The sequence below is a fragment of the Methylobacterium phyllostachyos genome, assembly GCF_900103445.1.
Lineage (GTDB): Bacteria > Pseudomonadota > Alphaproteobacteria > Rhizobiales > Beijerinckiaceae > Methylobacterium > Methylobacterium phyllostachyos.
In genome coordinates, this window is sequence record NZ_FNHS01000001.1 from 146,043 (window position 1) to 159,925 (window position 13,883).

The 13,883-nt window shown below is 69.5% G+C and carries 13 protein-coding genes; 10 read left to right on the top strand and 3 right to left on the bottom strand.

Translation table 11 applies throughout. From position 1 onward, the window contains the following. Window positions 1-25 precede the first annotated feature (25 nt). From BLQ49_RS00655 to BLQ49_RS00665, 3 genes are read left to right on the top strand one after another with little or no spacing between them, the layout of a single operon-like run. On the top strand, window positions 26-892 hold the full coding sequence (locus BLQ49_RS00655; RefSeq protein ID WP_091712473.1) for an SDR family NAD(P)-dependent oxidoreductase: 867 nt from the start codon (window positions 26-28) through the stop codon (window positions 890-892). A gap of 1 nt (window position 893) precedes the next feature. Next, on the top strand, window positions 894-1,802 hold the full coding sequence (locus BLQ49_RS00660; protein ID WP_091712475.1) for an alpha/beta hydrolase: 909 nt from the start codon (window positions 894-896) through the stop codon (window positions 1,800-1,802). Beyond that, window positions 1,799-3,277, top strand: a complete 1,479-nt coding sequence (locus tag BLQ49_RS00665; RefSeq protein ID WP_091712476.1) for a flavin-containing monooxygenase — start codon at window positions 1,799-1,801, stop codon at window positions 3,275-3,277. The genes BLQ49_RS00660 and BLQ49_RS00665 overlap by 4 nt, the downstream gene beginning before the upstream one ends. Before the next feature lie 15 nt (window positions 3,278-3,292). On the opposite strand, the gene BLQ49_RS00670 is transcribed toward BLQ49_RS00665, so the two are convergent. After that, window positions 3,293-3,946, bottom strand: coding sequence for a protein-L-isoaspartate O-methyltransferase family protein (locus BLQ49_RS00670; protein WP_091712478.1), 654 nt, complete (start codon window positions 3,944-3,946; stop codon window positions 3,293-3,295). Between the two features lie 334 nt (window positions 3,947-4,280). On the opposite strand from BLQ49_RS00670, the gene BLQ49_RS00675 reads away from it, so the two are divergent. The 5 genes from BLQ49_RS00675 (at window position 4,281) to BLQ49_RS00695 (ending at window position 8,628) form a co-directional block, all read left to right on the top strand. Beyond that, window positions 4,281-5,555: a PQQ-dependent sugar dehydrogenase gene (locus BLQ49_RS00675; RefSeq protein WP_208858988.1), complete on the top strand. Its 1,275-nt coding sequence runs from the start codon at window positions 4,281-4,283 to the stop codon at window positions 5,553-5,555. Next, a complete protein-coding gene (locus BLQ49_RS00680) occupies window positions 5,555-6,148 on the top strand; it encodes a c-type cytochrome (protein WP_091712479.1) in 594 nt (197 codons plus the stop codon). Before BLQ49_RS00675 ends, BLQ49_RS00680 begins: the two co-directional genes overlap by 1 nt. Window positions 6,149-6,442: 294 nt before the next feature. Continuing rightward, window positions 6,443-7,150, top strand: a complete 708-nt coding sequence (locus BLQ49_RS00685) for a glutathione S-transferase N-terminal domain-containing protein (RefSeq protein ID WP_091712481.1) — start codon at window positions 6,443-6,445, stop codon at window positions 7,148-7,150. Between the two features lie 9 nt (window positions 7,151-7,159). Then, complete coding sequence (locus BLQ49_RS00690; RefSeq protein ID WP_091712483.1) at window positions 7,160-7,735, top strand: NUDIX domain-containing protein; 576 nt, start codon at window positions 7,160-7,162, stop codon at window positions 7,733-7,735. Continuing rightward, window positions 7,732-8,628: an inositol monophosphatase family protein gene (locus tag BLQ49_RS00695; protein ID WP_091712484.1), complete on the top strand. Its 897-nt coding sequence runs from the start codon at window positions 7,732-7,734 to the stop codon at window positions 8,626-8,628. The genes BLQ49_RS00690 and BLQ49_RS00695 overlap by 4 nt, the downstream gene beginning before the upstream one ends. A gap of 27 nt (window positions 8,629-8,655) precedes the next feature. Here BLQ49_RS00695 and BLQ49_RS00700 read toward each other — a convergent pair whose 3' ends face one another. Then, window positions 8,656-8,973, bottom strand: a complete 318-nt coding sequence (locus BLQ49_RS00700; protein WP_091712486.1) for an ArsR/SmtB family transcription factor — start codon at window positions 8,971-8,973, stop codon at window positions 8,656-8,658. Window positions 8,974-9,023: 50 nt separating this feature from the next. Between BLQ49_RS00700 and BLQ49_RS00705 the strand changes: the two genes are divergently transcribed. Next, complete coding sequence (locus BLQ49_RS00705; protein ID WP_091712488.1) at window positions 9,024-10,172, top strand: MFS transporter; 1,149 nt, start codon at window positions 9,024-9,026, stop codon at window positions 10,170-10,172. 150 nt (window positions 10,173-10,322) lie between these two features. Further along, window positions 10,323-11,051 (top strand): SDR family oxidoreductase, encoded by a 729-nt coding sequence (locus BLQ49_RS00710; RefSeq protein ID WP_091712490.1) that lies wholly within the window; start codon window positions 10,323-10,325, stop codon window positions 11,049-11,051. Between the two features lie 108 nt (window positions 11,052-11,159). Here BLQ49_RS00710 and clpB read toward each other — a convergent pair whose 3' ends face one another. Beyond that, the gene (gene clpB / locus BLQ49_RS00715; protein WP_091712491.1) at window positions 11,160-13,784 is read right to left on the bottom strand and encodes an ATP-dependent chaperone ClpB; all 2,625 of its coding nucleotides are present in this window, start codon (window positions 13,782-13,784) and stop codon (window positions 11,160-11,162) included. Window positions 13,785-13,883 lie beyond the last annotated feature (99 nt).

Consider the following 13,883-nt stretch of genomic DNA (forward strand, 5'->3'; position numbering starts at 1 on the left):
CAACCGGCGAAACGGGAGGCGCAGCTTGGCTCAGAAGTTTCAGCTCGCGGGCGCGGTCGTACTCATCACCGGCGCCGCGAGTGGCATCGGAGCCGCCCTCGCGACGGGTCTCGCCGCGAAGGGATGCAAGCTGCTGTTGGTGGACCGGGACCCGGTCGGCCTCGACGGGATCGCCCGTCGCATTCGCGACCGCGGCGCCGCGGTGGAGACCCGTGTCGTCGATCTGGTTGACCCAGAGGCGATCCGCGCGCTGCCGGACTGGGCCGCGGGGTGCTTCGGCCAAGCCGGCATCGGCCCTGTCGACATCCTGATCAACAACGCCGGCGTGGCTCTGGGCGGCCGGTTCGACGAGACGCATCTCGAAGACTTCGAGTGGCTGATGGACATCAACCTGCGCGCGGTCGTGCGGATGTGCCACGCCTTCCTGCCGATGCTGCGCGCCCGGCCGGCGGCGCAGATCGTCAACCTGTCGAGCCTGTTCGGGCTGATCGCCCCTCCGGGGCAGGTCGCCTACTGCACCAGCAAGTTCGGGGTCCGCGGATTTTCGGAGGCCCTGCGGCACGAATATGCCGGCACCGGGCTCGGCGTGACGGTGGTCCATCCGGGCGGCGTCGCCACCGCCATCTCCCGCAACGCCCGCGGCCGGCGCCCACCGAGCGACCCGGAGGCAGCCAAGCGCGCGGCAGTCGAAGACGAGGAGGCCCGCGAGGCCTTCGGCAAGTTCCTGACGCTCGCCCCCACGGAGGCCGCTGCCGCGATCATCCGCGGCATCGAAGCCCGGGCGCCCCGCATCGTCATCGGCAAGGATGCCCGCAACGCGGCGCTGATCCAGCGGCTGATGCCGGTGGGCTACTGGAAGATGATGGTCCGATTGTCCGGCGGGAAACTCTGAGATGGCGAGCCTGCGCGCCTATATCGGCGCCTACATGATCCGCAGCCGGGTCCGCGGCCCCCTCGCCCGGGCGCGGAGCGCGGCCGACTTCCGCCGCATCTTCGAGACGCCGGCCTTCCCGGACCCGAAGGGCGTGACCTACGAGGCCGGCACCGTGGGCGGTGTGCGGGGCGAGTGGGTCCGGCCGAAGGCGGGGCCCGGGCGGCGGATGCTCTACATCCACGGCGGCGGCTTCATCGCCTGCTCGCCACGCACGCACCGCCCGGTAACCGGCGCCCTGGCGAGTCGCGGCTTCACGATCTTCGCGCCGGATTATCGCCTCGCCCCCGAGCATCCATTCCCGGCTGCCCTCGAGGATGTCGTGGCGGTCTGGCGGGCGTTCAGCGCCGAGGGCGCGGCCTGCGTGGCGGGCGAATCCGCCGGCGGCAACCTCGCCCTCGTGCTGATGGGCGAGGCCAAGGCGCGCAACCTGCCGATGCCCTGGGCCGCCGCGCTGTTCTCCCCGGCAACCGATTTCGTCTCTGAGACCGGCTCCCGGGTGACGAACGCGTGGCGCGACGCGATGTTCGACCCGAAGGCGCTGGCGGCGATCCGCACGATGTATCTCGGCAATGCCGACCCGGCCGATCCGCACATCTCTCCGATCAACGGCGACCCGGCCGGCTTCCCGCCCCTGCTGTTCCATGTGGGCGGCCGGGAGGTGCTGCGCGACGATTCCGTGCGCATGGCCGAACGGGCTCGGGCGGCCGGAGTCGAGGCGGAGCTGAAGATTTTTCCCGTTGTCGCCCATGCCTGGCAGTTCGCCGCCAGCATGCTGCCGGAAGCGCGCGCCTCCCTCGACGAGGCCGCCGCTTTCCTCAAGGCGCATGCCCCGAAGCCCGATGCCGCTCCCGGGAGTTCCACGCGATGACCGAGCCCCTGCGCAACGTCGGCCCGGAGCCGCTGGCGGTCCTGATCGTCGGCGCCGGCTTCTCCGGCCTCGCCATGGCGATCCGCTGCAAGCAGGCCGGGATTGGGCCGCTGCGGGTGATCGAGAAGGCCGACAGCATCGGCGGCACGTGGTATGACAACACCTATCCGGGGGCGGCCTGCGATATCCCCTCTCACCTCTACTCACTCTCCTTCGCCCCCAAGGCGGACTGGAGCCGGATGTATGCGCCGCAGGCCGAGATCCTGGCCTACCTGCGCGAGACCGCCGCGGGCCACGGTCTGACGCCCCTGATCCAGCTCGGCACAACCTTCCACGGTGCGACCTGGGATGAGGCGGGGGCCGTCTGGCACGTGGAGACCGATCGCGGGCCGATCGCCGCGCGGGCGATCGTCTCCGGCATGGGCGGCCTGCACCACCCGGCCTATCCCGACCTGCCCGGCCGCGGCAGCTTCGCGGGCCCGGCCTTCCACACGGCTACCTGGGACCACTCGGTCGATCTCACCGGCAAGCGGATCGGGGTGATCGGCACGGGGGCGAGCGCGATTCAGGTGGTGCCGGAACTCGCGAAGATCGCCGGCCATCTCACCCTGTTCCAGCGCACGCCGCCCTGGATCATGCCCAAGAACGATCACACCATCGCGGAGCGCGCCAAGGCCCGCTACCGGCGCCTGCCGCTGGCCCGGCGCCTCGAACGGGCCCGGCTGTTCTGGCTGCACGAGGTGCGCGCCTTCCTGGGCTTCACCAAGGTCTCGAAACTCACCGGCCAGGCGGAGGGACTGGCGCGGCGCCACCTTGCCAAGGCGGTGCGCGACAACGACCTGCGGGCAAAGCTCACGCCGAATTACCGCCTCGGCTGCAAGCGCGTGCTGATCTCCGACGACTACTACCCGGCCCTGCAGCGCCCGAACGTCACCCTGGAGACCGGCCGCATCGCGCGGATCACCGAGACCGGCGCGGTTACCGAGGACGGCCAGGCGCACGAACTCGACATCATCGTCTATGCCACCGGCTTCGACGTCACCGCGACTTTCACGCGGATGAACCTCGTCGGCCGCGGCGGCCTGACGCTGAGAGAGGCCTGGGCCGGCGGCATGGGCGCGTACCAGGGCATCACCGTCGCGGGCTTCCCGAACTATTTCATGCTGCTCGGGCCGAATACCGGGCTCGGGCACAACTCGGTCGTTTCGATGATCGAGGTGCAGGTGCAGCACGTGCTCGATTGCATGAAGGCGCTACGGCGCGGTACGCGCGCCATCGAGGTCCGCCCGGAGGCGCAGGCGCGCTTTCTCGACCGCATCCGCGGCCGGCTCGCCGACAGCATCTGGCAAGCCGGCGGCTGCCGGAGCTGGTATCTCGACGCGGAGGGGCGCAACGCGACCCTTTGGCCGGATTCGGTGATGGCCTATCGCCGAAGCGCCCGGCGGGCCCGGATGGCGGATTATCGGCTGGGCTGAAACCGGATCGGGCGCTCAGAATGCGAACCCGGCCGCCTCCTGGAAACCGTCAAGGCCGGGCAGCGAGGCATCGAACAGGGGGCGCGCCCCGAAGGCGTCGCCGGCCCGCACGAACAGCGTCACCTTGGCGTTGCGGTGAGGACCCATCACGCAAACGAGCCGGCCATCGTCCTTGAGCTGATCCAACAGCGCCTGCGGCCGGACCTCGATGCGACCATTGATCAGGATCGCGTCGAAGAGCGCCTGCTTAGGCGCGCCCGAATCGATCGGGCCCTCCACGACCCGGGCGGCGGTACCGAGTCGGGCCCGCGCCTCGGCGGCGAGGTCCGGTACCGATTCGAGCGCCGTCACGTCCGCGCCGAGATGCGCCAGCACCGCTGCCGCGTAGCCGTAGCCGGTCGCGACATCGAGAGCGGTCACTCCGGGCCGGATCTTCAGGGCCTGAATCATCCGCGCCAGCACCATCGGTGCCGGCATGCAGCGGGTCGCGCCATGGGCCTCGCCGATATGCAGCGTCTGGTCGATATACGCGAAGGGCTCGCGCCCCTTCGGCACGAAGCTCTCACGCGGCACGTCGTCGAACGCGTCGAGCACCGCGATGTCGTTGACGTCGAAGGTCCGCAACTGGCAGTCGACCATCATCCGCCGCGCCTGCGCGTAATCGATCATCGAACCCTGTCCTCGAACCGGATCGGGACGCCGCGTCGGCTGGGCTCCGGCGAACGACCGGCTGCCCCGGCCAAGCCTAAGCTTCCCGGACGGGGGGCGTTTTCGGAGATCGCTGCCTAAAACGCAAGGCGAGCGCGCGTCTCATCTGCCCGTCGAGGCCGGGACACCCGGGGCGTCCGACCGGATCCGTCGCAGCTGGCATTCGGGAATGGGTTACGTCCGCATCGCGATGTCGCGTTCCGGCTCGGCCGGCGGTCGCCCTCATGATCCAGAAGTTGAATTATGAGTACAGAACAAGCGCTCGACCCCACGGTCGGTCGCACCGGGAGAGATCATGACGCCGACCTGCAAGCCGCTCCACACGCGTGTCCTCATGGCCGCGCTCACCTGCCTTGGCCTGGGCGTCGCGGGCCGGGAAGCCGCGCACGCGCAGGAGACCCCTGCCTCTGCGGCTCCGCCGGCGAGCGTGAAGGTCGAGAAGGGCGACGCCCTCTACGGCCGCCCCGAGGGCGGCGCGGCCGCCAAGCTCGCACCCGTGGCGGGTCCGCCGCTCGCGACGCCGGTCGCCAAGCTGCCGTTGGACAAGCTCAAGGTGCCGGATGGGTTCAAGGTCGAGGTCTATGCCAGCGGTATCGCCAATGCCCGCGAGATGACCCAGGCGCCGGACGGCACGCTGTTCGTCGGCAGCCGGACCGTGGGCAAGGTCTACGCGGTGATGCCGCAGGCGGGGCCGGACGGGAAGCGCGAGATCAAGACCATCGCGTCGGGCCTGCACCGGCCGAACGGCGTCGCCTTCCACGATGGCGCCCTCTACGTCGCCGAGCTGTCCAAGATCTGGCGCTACGACGACATCGAGAAGCATCTCGATGGCTCGGAGAAGCCGACCCTCGTGTACGACGACCTGCCCAAGGACGAGGCGCATGGCTGGAAGTTCATCGCCATCGGCCCGGACAACAAGCTCTATGTGCCGGTCGGCGCACCGGGCAACATCGTGATGCCGCCGGATACCCACGCCCAGATCCGCCGCATCGACCTCGACGGCAAGAACGCTGAGGTCATTGCCCGGGGCGTGCGCAACACGGTTGGCTTCGACTGGAACCCGAAGACCAAGCAGCTCTGGTTCACCGATAACGGCCGCGACTGGGTCTCGGAGGACATCCCGAACGACGAGCTGAACGTGCTCACCGAGCCGGGCAAGCAGCATTTCGGCTATCCGTTCTGCCACCAGGGCACCTTCACAGATCCGGAATACGGCTGGGGCCATTCCTGCGCCGAGTTCACCCCGCCGGCCGGCCTGCTCGGGCCGCACACCGCCTCGCTCGGGATGCGGTTCTACACCGGCACGCAGTTCCCGGAGGCCTATCGCGACGCGATCTTCATCGCGCAGCACGGCTCGTGGAACCGCACCACCAAGCTCGGCGGTGCGGTTGTGGTGGCCAAGCCCGGGGATGACGGCAAGGTTACGGCGGTCGAGCCGTTCCTGACCGGCTTCCTGCAAGACAACAAGTATATCGGCCGTCCGGTCGATGTCATTGTCGCCAAAGATGGCGCGCTGCTCGTCTCGGACGATTACAACGGCGCGATCTACCGGGTCAGCTACGGCAAGTGATGCAGCGTTTGATTGGTTTGCGCACGATCCGAGGGCTGGTTTCGGCCCTCGGCACGCTGCTGGCCGGCGCGGCGCTCGCCGCACCGGATCCGGCGGTGCAGGAGCGTCTCTCCCCCTGTATCGGCTGCCACGGCGCCGGCACCTCCGAGACCGAGGGCGTGCCCTCGCTCGGCGGCCAGATGCCGGACTACGTCGTCACGCAACTGTTCCAGTTCCGCGAGAAGCAGCGCGAGGCGGCGCCGATGAACGACATCGCCGCCGGGTTCTCCGACGACGACCTGCGCGCCTATGCCGACGCGGTGGGCACGCTGCCGCCGCCTTCCCGGGCCGGGGAGCCTGCCGATCCGGCTCTGACGGCGCGGGGGCAGGCGCTGGTCGCCAAGCACCAGTGCACCTCCTGCCACGGCGCCGACCTCGCGGGTCGGGACGCGATCCCGCGGATCCGCGACCAGCGGGAGGAATATCTCGCCAAGGCGCTGGCCGGCTACAAGTCGAACGCCCGGCCGGGCTACGACCCTGCGATGAACGAGGTTGCGCAGGAATTGAGCGAGTCCGACATCAAGGACTTGGCGGCTTACGTGTCGCGGCTCTGAGCGCCGCCTCGTCACGGCCTTCCCCACCCCACCACCTCATCCTGCGGGGCCCGCGTCAGCGGACCTCGAAGGCGGGCTCCATGGATTAGGGCTCCTTCCAGGCCTCCGCTGCGCTCCGGCGCCTCGGGATAAGGGGATTGGGCTGGAGAACTCGCGCTCGGATTCGGGTGCGCCGATCCCGCTGGGATGCTGTCGCGCGCGACGAGGCTGGCGAGCGGTCTCAAGCCAGAGCTTGACCGATGCGCCCCGCGCACCCACTTCCCGTCCGCCGGGGGCATAGCGGGACGCGAGCCGATGATCGATCTCTACTACTGGCCGACACCGAACGGCCACAAGATCACGATGTTACTGGAAGAGGCAGGCCTGCCCTACAAAATTAGTCCGATCAATATTGGCAAAGGCGAGCAATTCAACCCGGAATTTTTGAAGATCGCCCCCAACAACCGCATGCCGGCGATTGTCGACGACGAGCCGGCTGATGGCGGCGCGCCGGTCTCGCTGTTCGAATCGGGCGCGATCCTGCTCTACCTTGCCGAGAAGACCGGGCGCTTCATCGCCAGCGACCTGCGCGGCCGGGCCGAGGTGCTGCAATGGCTCTTTTGGCAGATGGGCGGGCTCGGCCCGATGGCCGGCCAGAACCACCATTTCTCGCAATACGCACCCGAGAAGATCGACTACGCGATCAAGCGCTACGTCAACGAGACCAACCGGCTCTACGGCGTGCTCGACCGGCGCCTCGCTGACCGCGCGTTCGTGGCAGGGTCCGATTACTCCATCGCCGACATGGCCTGTTATCCGTGGATCGTGCCGTGGGAGAAGCAGGCCCAGAACCTCGACGAGCATCCGAACCTGAAGCGCTGGTTCACGGCCATCGCCGAGCGGCCCGCCACCAAGGCGGCGTATGCCCGGGCACCGGAGGTCAATCCAGATTTCGGAAAGACCATGAGCGAGGACGCCAAGAAGGTGATGTTCGGCCAGACGGCCAGCAGCACCAAGCGCTGATCCACGCCGATGAGCGAGACGCCGGCTGCGTTGCCCCTGAAGGTGATCCACCGTGGGTGGAACACCTTCGGGATCGCCATGCTGACCCTGCCCGACGGCAGCACCGTGCCCCGGGCGCTGGAGGACCACGGCGAGGCAGCCTGCGTCCTGCCCTACGATCCCGAGCGGCGCGTCGCGCTGCTCGTCCGGCAGGCGCGGGTCGGACCGGCCTTCTGGGGTGAGCCCGCCGACCTCGACGAGGCCCCGGCGGGCGGCCTCGACGGCGACGAGCCCGAGGCGACGGCGATACGCGAAGCCATGGAGGAGGCTGGCGTGCGCCTCCACCGGTTGGAACGTGTGGCGCATGCCTACAGCATGCCGAGCGTGTCATCGGAGCGCCTCTGGCTCTACCTCGCCGCCTACGGGGAGACCGACAAGGTCGGACCCGGAGGCGGTCTGCACGCGGAGGGCGAGCAGGTTCTGGCACTTGAGGTTCCCCTCGCAGAGCTGGCCGAGGCTGCCCGCTCTGCCCGGCTCCCCGATCTCAAGACGCTGGTGCTCGTCCAGGCGCTGATGCTCCGCAATCCCGAGTTGTTCGCCGTATGACTATTCCGCCCGATACCCCCGCGCAGGATGTCCTCGCCCGGATGCTGGTCTTCGTCGAGGAGGCCGCTCCCCTCGCCCTACGGATGCGGGCGGCCGGACTGGACATGACCAACAAGGGCTCGGATCTCGGCCAGGCCCTCACGGAGGCAGACCTCGCCGTCAGCCGCCTGCTCCACGAAAGATTCGGTCCTGACCTGATCGAGGAGGAGACGGCGGGCGATCTCGGTCACGCCACCGCTTCAGCGCTGCTCGCCCGCGACGCCTGGACCTTCGTGGCCGACCCGATCGACGGGACCCGGCCCTTCGCGGGCGGCCTCCCGGGCTGGGGCGTGATGGTGGCGGCCTGCCGCTCGAGCTGGCCACGCATCGGCGTGATGAGCCTGCCGGTCTGGAACGAAGACCGCGCCGGCCCCGCCCAGATCGGGCCGCCGGAGACGGCGCGCGGCATCCTGCTGGCGGCTTGCGAGGGCCAAGCCCTCTGGGCGCCGACCCAGGGGGGTCCCACGACCGAACCGCTGCGAGTGCTGGAGCGGCCGGCCACGCGCACCGGCCATGTCGGCTGGCTCGCGGTCTCGGCGCAACGGTACACGCTGGATTACGGCCGGGGCTGGTTCCCCTGGAGCGAGGGCGGCTCGATCTCAGACGCTGCCCTCCTGGCGACCGGCCGCCTCGACGCGACGCTGACCAGCAACATGCCGTGGGATCTCGCACCGATCCTGCCCGTGTTGGAAGCGCTGGGCTTCAAGCTCTTCCACTGGCCCGATCTCGCAGAGCCGCCGACCGCTTTTATCGACCTGTACGATGCCGAACTCTCAGGTCACGACGACCTCTGGATGATCTGCCGGGATCGCGATCAGGCGGCCGATCTAGCGCGAGCGATCCGGCGCGCTTAGGGCGCTGCCTTCCGGTGGGCCGGCGGTTTAGCCTGAACGGCCATGCGCCATGATCGCGTCCAGCAGGCCGGGAAAGCGCGCGTCGACATCGTCACGCCGGAGCGAAATCAGGCAGCGCATCCCCTCGGGCCGGGTGCGGGTCACCCCCGCTTCGCGCAGGATCTTGAGGTGATGCGTCATGGTCGAGCGCGGCACGGTCTCGGCGAGGAGATCGCCGGAGGAGTGCTCGGCGCTGTCCATCAGCTCCGAGACCACGGCCAGCCGGGTCGGGTCGCTCAGCGCGAACAGGATCCGGTGGAGCGTCAGCTCGGCGGCATCCGGGTGGAAGAACTTGCGGGGGCCCATCGCCGCAATAATGTACGGTGTTCGTCGTACATCGTAAAGCGGTGCGTGCCATGGAACGAATCGTCGTTCTCGCTTTTGGGATGTTCGCTCTGGGCCTCGATGCCTACGTCGTCGCCGGCCTGCTGCCGGGGATCGGGGCGAGCTTCGGGATCGCACCCGGTGAGGCCGGGCAGACCGTCACCGTCTTCACCCTAACCTACGCCCTGGCCGCGCCAGTCTGCGCCACGCTGCTGGCCGGGCGGCCGGTCCGGAAGATCCTGGCCGTGGCGCTCGTGGTCTTCGCCGTCGCCAACGCGCTGAGCGCCGGGGCGACCGGCCTGTTGTGGCTGCTCCTGGCCCGGGCCTTCGCCGGTCTCGCGGCCGGTCTCTACGCGCCGGTGGCGGTCGCCGCGGCGGCGACATTGGTGGAGCCGCGCCGCAAGGGCCGCGCATTGGCCTTCACGCTCGGCGGCATGAGCACCGGAACGGTGATCGGCGTGCCGGTTGGCCTGTGGATTGCGGATCGGATCGGCTGGCAGGAGACCCTCCTGATGGTTGCGCTGCTCGGCGCCCTGGCGGCGGCCGCCATCGTCCTGCGCCTGCCCGACATTCCCGCCGCGGAGCCGCCATCCTGGCGGGCGCGGGTCGCGCTCCTGGCCGACCCCCGGATTCTCGCCACCGCGGCGGTCTCGTTCCTGACCGCGGTATCCAGCCTCGGCCTCTACACCTACGTGGCGCCGCTCCTCGATCGCGCGGGTCTCGGTGAGGTTGCAACGGGGTATTTCTGGGCCTGGGGAAGCGGCGGCCTCATCGGCAGCTTCGCAATCGGCCCGCTGATCGACTGGACGGGCGCGCCCCGCCGGCTGATGGCGCTGATCCTAGCCGTCCTGGCCCTGACGCTGGCCGCGCTGCCGCCTCTGCTCGGCCTCGGCTCCTTGGGCTACCTGCCGTTCCTGATCTGGGGCGCGATGGGCTGGGCCTCGCAGGCGCCGCAGCAGCACACCCTGCTCGGCCTCAAGCCTGAGCACGGCAGCGTCGCCGTCGCCCTGAATAGCTCGGCGAACTATCTGGGCGGCGCGGTGGGCGCGGCGCTCGGGGGCGTCGCCCTGGCGCTGGCGGGCCTCGCCGCCCTGCCGGTCGCGGCGGCCGGGGTCGCGATGGCGGCCCTGATGCTTCAGCTCGCGATCCTGACGCGCAGGCATTCAGCCGCACCCGCCTGATCGTCGGGGCGCGTGATGGCCGGAGGGGTGTCATCCGCGGCCCTGGTCGATCCGGAATCCGCCGGAACGATGGGCACCCCGGACGTGGTCTGCCACTATGATCCGGGCGACCGTCTCCGCCAAAGAGAGACGCGCGTCAGGGAGCACGGAATGGCTGATCTCTCCGGAAAAACGGTCCTGATCACGGCGGCCGGCCAGGGCATCGGGCGCGCGAGCGCCCTCGCCTTCGCGCGCGCCGGGGCGCGGGTCCACGCCACCGACATCAACGCGGCGGCGCTGGCCGACCTGCGCGCCGACAATCTCCAGACCGCGCGCCTCGACGTGCGGGACGAGGCCGCCGTCAAGGCCCTGGTCGCGGGGATCGGCACCGTCGACATCCTGTTCAACTGCGCCGGGATCGTCCACGGCGGGACCATCCTGGAGATGCCCGACGCCGACCTCGACTTCGCCTTCGACCTCAACGTCAAGGCGATGATCCGCACGATCCGCGCCGTGCTGCCCGGCATGATCGAGCGGCGCGACGGCGCGATCCTCAACATGGCCTCGGTCGCCTCCTCGGTGAAGGGCGTGCCAAACCGCTTCGCCTACGGTGTGACCAAGGCCGCGGTGATCGGGCTGACCAAGGCGGTCGCGGCCGATTACGTCGCCCACAACATCCGCTGCAATGCGATCTGCCCCGGCACGGTCGAGAGCCCGTCCCTGCAGGAGCGCATCCGGGCGCAGGGCGACTACGAGCAGACCCGCGCGGCCTTCATCGCCCGCCAGCCGATCGGGCGCCTCGGCACGCCGGAGGAGATCGCCGATCTCGCCGTGTATCTCGCGGGGGCGACCTACACGACCGGCCAGGCCGTCGCCATCGACGGCGGCTGGACGATCTGACCAGACCGCGAACGGGCGAGGCGCCGCGTCGAAACGGCAATGCCGTCGGACACCCCCGAGTCAAACAGGGGCGGCCCGCCACAGGCGGACCGCCCCGTCAGGGAACGCTCAGTTGAGCGTCGCGTGGACCGGCCGGCGCTCGGCGCCGACCGTGACGTCGCCGATCATCAGCCCCATCGGGCCGAGGCGCACCGGCACCGTCTCGCCGTCGTGAACCTTGCCGGAGAGCACCAGCTCAGCCAGCGGATCCTGAACGTTCTTCTGGATCACCCGCTTCAGCGGACGCGCCCCGTAGGCCGGGTCGTAGCCCTTGTCGGCGAGCCAGTTCTTGGCGTCCTCGTCGACGTCGAGGGTGATCTTGCGGTCCTCCAACAGCTTCTGCAGCCGCCCGAGCTGGATCTCGACGATCGCCCCCATCTCCGACCGCGCGAGGCGGTGGAACAGGATGATCTCGTCGACCCGGTTCAGGAATTCCGGCCGGAAGTGGCTGCGCACCACGCCCATCACCTCGTCACGGACCGCCTCGGTGTCCTGGCCCGCGGGCTGGTTCACCAGATACTCGGCCCCGAGATTCGAGGTCATGATCAAGAGCGTATTGCGAAAGTCCACCGTCCGCCCCTGCCCGTCGGTGAGCCGCCCGTCATCAAGAACCTGCAACAGGACGTTGAACACGTCCGGATGCGCCTTCTCGACCTCGTCGAACAGCACGACCTGATAGGGCCGACGCCGCACGGCTTCGGTCAGCGCACCGCCCTCCTCGTAGCCGACATAGCCCGGAGGCGCGCCGATCAACCGGGCGACCGCGTGCTTCTCCATGTACTCGGACATGTCGATGCGCACGAGTGCCGTGTCGTCGTCGAACAGGAAGCCGGCCAGAGCCTTGGTCAGCTCGGTCTTGCCGACGCCGGTCGGGCCCAGGAACATGAACGAGCCGATCGGCCGGTTCGGGTCCTGCAGCCCGGCGCGGGCCCGGCGGACCGCGGTCGAGACCGCCTCCACCGCCTCGCGCTGGCCGACGACGCGCTTCGACAGCGCCTCCTCCATGGCCAGCAGCTTCTCGCGCTCGCCCTCCAACATCTTGTCGACCGGCACGCCGGTCCAGCGCGAGACGACCCCGGCGACGTGGGCAGGCGTGACCGCCTCCTCCATCATCGCATCGCGTCCGTTCTCGGCCTTCGCCTCGATTTCGGCGAGCTGCTTCTCCAAGCCCGGGATCACCCCGTAAGCGAGCTCACCCGCGCGCTGGTACTGACCCTGGCGCTGGGCCGCAGCCAGCTCGTTGCGGGCTTCGTCCAGCTTCTTCTTGAGGCCAGCGGCCGTGCCGAGCTTGTCCTTCTCGGCCTTCCACCGGGCGGTGATCGCCGCCGAGCGCTCTTCCAGGTCGCCGAGTTCCTTCTCCAACCGGACCAGCCGGTCGCGGGAGGCGGAATCGCTCTCCTTCTTGAGCGCCTCGGCCTCGATCTTCAGCCGGACGATCTCGCGGTCGACGTTGTCGAGTTCCTCCGGCTTCGAATCGACCTGCATGCGCAGGCGCGAGCCGGCCTCGTCGACGAGGTCGATCGCCTTGTCGGGCAGGAAGCGGTCGGTGATGTAGCGGTTCGAGAGCGTCGCGGCGGCCACCAGGGCGGAGTCCTGAATGCGCACGCCGTGGTGCTGCTCGTACTTCTCCTTCAGGCCGCGCAGGATCGAGACGGTATCCTCCACGGTCGGCTCCGACACGAAGACCGGCTGGAAGCGCCGGGCGAGCGCCGCATCCTTCTCGACGTGCTTGCGGTACTCGTCGAGCGTGGTCGCACCGACGCAGTGCAGCTCGCCGCGGGCCAGCGCGGGCTTCAGCAGGTTCGAGGCGTCCATGGCCCCGTCCGCCTTCCCGGCGCCGACCAGCGTGTGCATCTCGTCGATGAACAGGATGATGCCGCCTTCGGCCGCCGTGACCTCGGAGAGCACGCCCTTCAGCCGCTCCTCGAACTCGCCGCGATACTTCGCGCCGGCGATCAGCGCGCCCATGTCGAGGGCGAGCAGGCTCTTGTCCCGCAGGGACTCGGGCACGTCGCCGTTGACGATGCGCAAAGCCAGACCCTCGACGATCGCGGTCTTGCCGACGCCGGGCTCGCCGATCAGCACCGGGTTGTTCTTGGTGCGCCGGGACAGGACCTGGATGGTCCGCCGGATCTCCTCGTCACGGCCGATCACCGGATCGAGCTTGCCGTCCCGGGCAGCCTCGGTGAGGTCGCGGGCATACTTCTTCAGCGCGTCGTAGGCGTTCTCGGCCGAGGCGTTGTCGGCGGTGCGGCCCTTGCGCAGCGCGTTGATCGCTGCGTTGAGCGAAGCGGGGGTGACGCCCGCCGCCTGGAGCGCCCGGCCGGCCTCGGAATCCTTCTCCACCGCGAGGGCAAGGAGCAGCCGCTCCACCGTCACGTAGGAATCGCCTGCCTTCTCGGCGGCCTTCTCGGCGGTGTCGAACAGGCGCATCAGCTCGCGCGTCGCCTGGGGCGGGGACGCGTTGCCGGAGACCTTCGGCTGCTTGGCGAGCCACTGCTCGGTCTGGGCGAGCGCAACACGCGACTGGCCGCCCGCGCGATCGATCAGGCCGGCGCACAGGCCCTCAGGATCGTCGAGCAGCACCTTGAGCAGGTGACCCGGCTGAAGCTGGGGATGTCCCTCGCGCATCGCGAGGTTCTGAGCCGCCTGCACGAAGCCGCGCGCGCGCTCGGTGTATTTTTCAAAGTTCATGCACAACCCTCCCGTACCGGCATCCGCCGCCCGATGTGAGGCGCGGCGCCACCGAAACGTCGCCCTCCGGCTATCCGCCGCGTGAGGGCCCCGGCGCCT

Bases quoted from the DNA above. Each gene is read 5' to 3' on its own strand.
- BLQ49_RS00705 (WP_091712488.1), top strand. From the start codon at position 9,024: ATGGAACGAATCGTCGTTCTCGCTTTTGGGATGTTCGCTCTGGGCCTC.
- BLQ49_RS00690 (WP_091712483.1), top strand. From the start codon at position 7,160: ATGAGCGAGACGCCGGCTGCGTTGCCCCTGAAGGTGATCCACCGTGGG.
- BLQ49_RS00660 (WP_091712475.1), top strand. From the start codon at position 894: ATGGCGAGCCTGCGCGCCTATATCGGCGCCTACATGATCCGCAGCCGG.
- BLQ49_RS00710 (WP_091712490.1), top strand. From the start codon at position 10,323: ATGGCTGATCTCTCCGGAAAAACGGTCCTGATCACGGCGGCCGGCCAG.
- BLQ49_RS00685 (WP_091712481.1), top strand. From the start codon at position 6,443: ATGATCGATCTCTACTACTGGCCGACACCGAACGGCCACAAGATCACG.
- BLQ49_RS00665 (WP_091712476.1), top strand. From the start codon at position 1,799: ATGACCGAGCCCCTGCGCAACGTCGGCCCGGAGCCGCTGGCGGTCCTG.
- BLQ49_RS00695 (WP_091712484.1), top strand. From the start codon at position 7,732: ATGACTATTCCGCCCGATACCCCCGCGCAGGATGTCCTCGCCCGGATG.
- clpB (WP_091712491.1), bottom strand. From the start codon at position 13,784: ATGAACTTTGAAAAATACACCGAGCGCGCGCGCGGCTTCGTGCAGGCG.
- BLQ49_RS00670 (WP_091712478.1), bottom strand. From the start codon at position 3,946: ATGATCGATTACGCGCAGGCGCGGCGGATGATGGTCGACTGCCAGTTG.
- BLQ49_RS00675 (WP_208858988.1), top strand. From the start codon at position 4,281: ATGACGCCGACCTGCAAGCCGCTCCACACGCGTGTCCTCATGGCCGCG.
- BLQ49_RS00680 (WP_091712479.1), top strand. From the start codon at position 5,555: ATGCAGCGTTTGATTGGTTTGCGCACGATCCGAGGGCTGGTTTCGGCC.
- BLQ49_RS00700 (WP_091712486.1), bottom strand. From the start codon at position 8,973: ATGGGCCCCCGCAAGTTCTTCCACCCGGATGCCGCCGAGCTGACGCTC.